5 protein-coding genes are annotated in these 4,612 nt (G+C 50.4%); 2 read left to right on the plus strand and 3 right to left on the minus strand.

Annotation, left to right across the window (positions count from 1 at the left end; translation table 11 throughout):
• From AB7U36_RS18875 to AB7U36_RS18885, 3 genes are all read right to left on the minus strand, one after another.
• Positions 1-992, minus strand: a 992-nt coding sequence (locus tag AB7U36_RS18875; RefSeq protein ID WP_428161201.1) for an efflux RND transporter permease subunit, incomplete at its 3' end; no start/stop codon positions are given.
• Positions 989-2,053 carry an efflux RND transporter periplasmic adaptor subunit gene (locus AB7U36_RS18880; RefSeq protein ID WP_428161202.1) on the minus strand — a complete coding sequence of 355 codons (1,065 nt, stop codon included), beginning with the start codon at positions 2,051-2,053 and terminating at the stop codon, positions 989-991. The genes AB7U36_RS18875 and AB7U36_RS18880, both read right to left, overlap by 4 nt.
• Positions 2,054-2,070: 17 nt before the next feature.
• Positions 2,071-2,382, minus strand: a complete 312-nt coding sequence (locus AB7U36_RS18885) for a hypothetical protein (protein WP_428161203.1) — start codon at positions 2,380-2,382, stop codon at positions 2,071-2,073.
• 583 nt (positions 2,383-2,965) lie between these two features.
• Here AB7U36_RS18885 and AB7U36_RS18890 point away from each other — a divergent pair.
• A complete protein-coding gene (locus AB7U36_RS18890; protein ID WP_428161204.1) occupies positions 2,966-4,222 on the plus strand; it encodes a BREX system ATP-binding domain-containing protein in 1,257 nt (418 codons plus the stop codon).
• Between the two features lie 5 nt (positions 4,223-4,227).
• A partial coding sequence (locus AB7U36_RS18895; protein ID WP_428161205.1) for a DEAD/DEAH box helicase occupies positions 4,228-4,612 on the plus strand: 385 nt, incomplete at its 3' end.

A 4,612-nucleotide genomic window follows, 5' to 3' on the forward strand; every position in this document is an offset into this window, starting at 1 on the left:
CTGATATAGGGAGACTGGTCATACCCCCAGTCAAGATAAAGGTCTTTTTCTTTGAGAATGCCGTTGTTAAGCCCTGTTACCACCTGGCGCATATCATCAAGAAGATCCAGCACGTTTGCCCCATGCGTTTTATGTACCCCGATGACAATGGCCTCGGAAGCGTTCTGCATAACCGAAACATTCTCTTTTTCCCAGCCAAGCGCTGACCGGGCAATATCCCTTAAAAAAATGCGCTTGACGCCATCATCAAAAATGACCACATCCATGGGGTCCTGGGGTGTCTGGAATTCACTGGTGATTCTGAGGCGGTAATCTTTTCCCGCCATGCCCAGCACCCCGGCAGCCCGGTTCTGATTGGCCTTGATGATTTTTTCCCGGACTTGGGAAATGGTAATATTATGCTGGGCCATTTTTTCCAGATCAAGGATGATGTGAAGCTCATCCTCGGTTCCCCCGGCCACATAAAGGGAGGCCACGCCGGGCACCCGCTCCAGCTTTTGTTTAATGCGGTTGTCAAAAAAGGTCTGGAAACGGTTCACTCCCCTGGTGGCAGTCCCCTTTTTTTTGAGCATCAGCCAGAGTACAGGATCACTTTGCGCCCCTGTGGTCTCTATTTCCGGTTCATCGGCATTTTCAGGATAATCCTCCACTTCGTTCATTTTATTGGATACATGAAGAAGCGCCTGGGAAATTTCCATATTGATATCAAAAGTAAGGGTCACTTCCCCGTAATTGTTATAGCTGGAGCTCTCCAGAAGGATAAGCCCGGAAATATCTTTGAGTTTTTCTTCTTGTTTTTCAATGATCTCCCCTTCGATCTCATAGGGGGTGGCCCCGTTCCAGGTGGTGGTGACCGTGATCTGGGGCAGTTCCACATCCGGGGTCAACTGGACGGGCAGGTTGAGAAGTCCAAGAACCCCGAAAAATGCAATGAGCAGGGTTATGGACGCCACGGGAATGGGACGTTTAACCAAATATTTGATCAGGTTCATAGATGCCCTCCCAGGTTGTTCACCGGCTGGTTTTCCATCAGTCTCTGGTTGCCGTCAACAATAACAGCCATCCCCGCGGTGAGATCGGCTGTGTCCGTATATGCGTATGCCCCTTTGAAAAAAAGAATGTCCAGGGGAAGGGATTTTGCCTTGTCACCAATAACCGTATAGACAAAGGATTTTCCCTGGCGCCGGATAATGGCGTCCCGGGGAATTTTTTTTAGTTTTCTTTTTTGTGATGTCGGAATATAGGCGGTGGCGGACATATTTTCTGCCACTGCTGCTTGGGCGGGTATCCGGATTTTTAATGAAACATTTTTGGTTTTTTCGCAGGCCCGGGGCAGTATTCCCTCCATATGCCCTGTGACCTCACGGTCAAACGCATGAAGGACCACCCTTATAGGGATGCCGGGCTCAAGAAATTTCAACAGGCTTTCATTGACGGGGACGTTAACGAACAAATCCCCTGTGGAGCCGATCTTACACAGGCTTTTTCCCGGCTGGATCCAGTTGCCCAAGTCAACATCTTTTTCCAGAATAATCCCGTCAAAGGGTGCCCGGATAACGCTTTTATTTTTCTTTAACCGGATTTTTCCAAGATTGACCTTTAAAGCGTCCCTCTCCTTAACCAGTTCTTTATGGGCATAGGACAGATGTTCAAAATCCGTTTCACTGGCCGCCTCCTGGTCAAGCAGTTTGACATACCGTTCAAGATCCTTTTTGGCATGTTCAATACGAAGGTCAAGGCGTTGGATCTGTGTTTGTTTGAGCCGGATATCCTGGTCGGTAAAATCGGTATTAAGCCGGACCAGGATATCTCCTTTTTTTACCGTAGCACCGTTTGAAAAATAAACGTCACGGACCAGTCCGCCCACCTCGGTGGAGGCATTGCAGGCCGTGTCAAAATATAAAATGCCCTGCATGGGGGTAAATTGGGTTTGATCCTGTTCCACCAGCGTTTCGGTCAAAACCTTGGCAGGTGCCGGGCCGGCCAGGGCCGGTTGTCCGAATACCGGTACGGTGAAAAAAATCAGGGACAATAGAATGGCAACGTGTTTCATGGCTGTTTCACCTTTGCTTACAGAATATCGACCCGGATGGCTTTCCCATTCCTTTTTCCAGTCACCCTCACGTTTTGTTTGTAGTGGCTTGCTTTCAAAGACCGGTACAAATTGGGAAGGAAGAAGTGCTCTCCCCCGTTGGTCACCAGAATGAAATTTTTCTCCATGCACAGGTGAGGATCTGTTCTGTCTTCAGCGCAATTGATGCCGTTGATGACGCAGTCAGCCCCCTGGATGGTGCCCTCAAAGGTTTCTGCCGAAGCTGGGGTAAAAAAAAGTGCTGCAATAATACTTGTTAATGTCAGGGTTTTAACGAGTTTCTTGATCATGATGAGTTCCTTTTGTGTTTAAGATTGTTAAAAGTATGTTTTACGAAACATTTTAATGTTCGTTCGATGCTTACTTAGACAGATTCCGTGCCAACCTAAAAAACAATGTTGATTTGGGGAGGAATATATTCGCAATTTTAATTTCTACGTACCGTATTATATTTTGAATACAATATGTTAGCCTGAGGATAAAAAAAGAAGTTTGCACACAAAGAACACTAAAATCGAATCAAAATTTTGCAGAAAGGGCCATGCAGTTAACGTGTTCATTGAACGTTTAAACGTTCAAAATTGAATATTTTTTAGGGAAGATGTCCTCGAATCTGTCCCTAAACGTTGCACCTCCCGCCCCTAATTTTAGCTGAAAAATTATTCATGAGTAGATATAAGCCATTCAAAAGTTGACGACCAGGTGTTAATATAGGTATTATTACAGCAATTTTTGACCCTTTGACGGACGGAAGCTGCCATGAAAAAGCTGCGTTTCCGGACGGAATTTACGCTTTGGCGCAAAAAGCCCACCATATGGTCATCACCCATGCGCCTCCTTGGAGATTTATGACAGAGAGATGGACAAATATAAATGGATGAAAAGGCATTTAACGCACAGATCAACGGCACCAAAAATTTCCATCTCCGCAGGGCAGTGGAGCGCCTCAGGGAGGGCCTGTTCGATCCCCTGGGGGTCCAATGGCTCACCTCGGGGGAAGAAAAGCTCAACCAGCTCTTTGACCGGGGGGCCGCAGCCCTGGACAAGGGAACATCTTACCACCTCTGTGTCTGCGGCGCATACGGCCAGGGCAAATCCCACAGCCTCACCTATCTGAAACAGCGGGCCCTGGAAAATAATTTTGTGGTCAGCTATATCAATCTGGACCCGCGGCAGATCCCTTTCCACGACTTCAAAGAGGTCTACCGGGCCCTGATGGGGGCCATGGTCTTTCCCAATGGTGAAACCAGCCTGGCAACGCTGTGGAAGGCGTCAGCGGACCAATGGCTGGCCCGGCCGGAAAACAGGGATAAATCCATCAACGAGTTCATCCCCGGCGACATGCCCCACCGGTTCCGGGCCATCCTGGCGGCCATGGCCCACAAGAACATGGAGATTCCGGCCGGCAAACAAAAGCTGAAAAAACATGCCCGGTTTCAGCCCAGATCCTTTTCCTGGACCCTGAAAAATGCCCTCATGGGCAAAGAGATCCCGGCCCATAAGCTTAACGCGGCCTTCCATTACCGGGAAGTGCCGTTTTATAAAGACAGCTCCCTGGTCTGCCGGGAATCCAGGGAATATATGGCCATGGTCAAAGGGCTGGCCCAATTGTTCAAGGAGATGGGATACAAGGGGTGGGTCCTGCTTTTTGACGAAGGGGAATCCATCGGCCAGGCCCGCATCACCTGCCGCAGCAAAAGCTATGATCTCCTCCATGAGATCTTCTGCCCGGAAAAACAGGCCCAGGGATTTTACCCGGTATTTGCCTTTACCCATGATTTTTTCACCCTGGTTGAAACCGAGCCCTGGGACCGGACCCGCAGGCCCGGCGGACCACGGAAAGCGGACCAGCCAACCGACGACATTCCCTGCTTTGCCCGCAATTACCACAAAGCCTGGAAAAACATCAATATCCATTCTCTCCAGGACCTGTCTTCCGGCGAATGGGAGACACTCACAGGCAAACTCAAAATCCTCCACGGCCGGGCCTACGGGTGGGAACCGGGAACCGCTGAACTGACCGGGGAAATGATGCAGATCCTCTCCCAAAACAAAGGGGCTGAATCCAGGATGAAATTGAGGCTGCTGGTCAACCTCCTGGATCTGGAACAACAGAAAGCACCCTGCTGAGCCCCATGTTCCAGGGCACTAATCCGCCATCCGTCCCCCTGCCCGCCCCCCTTTTAAGGCTTCCCAACACCTTCCGCCCCTTTTACGGGGCCTTTGCCGGCCTGCGGCCGGTCCAGATTGAAGCCATCGCCCCCATCCTTGAGGGCCGGGATCTCATTGTCCAGGCAGCCACGGGATCAGGCAAAAGCGAAGCTGTTCTGGCCCCGGCCCTGGAACGGGTCATCACCTCGGGCCGGGCCCACGGCGTCTTATACATCATTCCCACCCGGGCCCTGGCCAAGGATCTCATGCGCCGGTTTGAGCCCATCATCACCGAGCGGCTGAACCTGATCCTGGCCATCCGGACCGGGGACATCAAAAAAGGGGGAAATAAGCGGCCGGACATCATGT

This window comes from Desulfobacter sp., from assembly GCF_050177295.1.

What these genes read in the sequence shown, in the direction of transcription:
- AB7U36_RS18880 (WP_428161202.1), bottom strand. Translation starts at nt 2,053, where the DNA reads ATGAAACACGTTGCCATTCTATTGTCCCTGATTTTTTTCACCGTACCG.
- AB7U36_RS18885 (WP_428161203.1), bottom strand. Translation starts at nt 2,382, where the DNA reads ATGATCAAGAAACTCGTTAAAACCCTGACATTAACAAGTATTATTGCA.
- AB7U36_RS18890 (WP_428161204.1), top strand. Translation starts at nt 2,966, where the DNA reads ATGGATGAAAAGGCATTTAACGCACAGATCAACGGCACCAAAAATTTC.